General features: G+C 54.6%; 1 protein-coding gene. It reads left to right on the top strand.

Annotation, left to right across the window (positions count from 1 at the left end):
• Positions 1-95: 95 nt before the first annotated feature.
• Positions 96-520, top strand: a 425-nt coding sequence (locus DVK07_RS21090) for a sugar phosphate nucleotidyltransferase (RefSeq protein WP_255410506.1), incomplete at its 3' end; no start/stop codon positions are given.

Raw genomic sequence — 520 nt, 5'->3', positions numbered from 1 at the left:
AGCGACAAATCACCGAGTACGCGCAGGACGCCTTCGGAGATCGCTTTAACTTGCGCTTCGCGGAACAGCAATCCGCAGAGGGCTTAGGACACAGCGTGTACCAAGCCCGGGATATCGTTGGAGACGAACCTGTGCTTATCGTTTTGGGCGATATGATCTTCGAAAACGGCTACGAGTCGTTCCTCGAAGCGCACGCGGAACTCGGACGCCCTGACGCCAGTATCGGTGTTAAGCCGGTTGAGGAGCCGAGCCACTACGGAGTTGTCGAAACAGAGGGAGATCACATTCTTGGCCTCGTTGAGAAGCCTGATGTCCCGCCTTCGGACCTCGCGATCAGTGGCGTGTACGTTATTGAGGATACCCCTACATTGTTCGGTGCACTCGGAAATCTCGTAGAAAACGATATTCGAGGTGCCGGGGATGAGTATCAACTCACTGATGGACGTCAACTGATGATCGACGAAGGGAGTACGATGAAGTTCTTCGAGGTTGAGGACTGGTACGACTGTGGTCGGCCTGA

Source organism: Halorubrum sp. Atlit-26R (assembly GCF_003666015.1).
Taxonomy (GTDB): domain Archaea; phylum Halobacteriota; class Halobacteria; order Halobacteriales; family Haloferacaceae; genus Halorubrum.
Note: the sequence above shows the minus strand (reverse complement) of the source record. Positions and strands in the feature narration are given on the sequence as shown.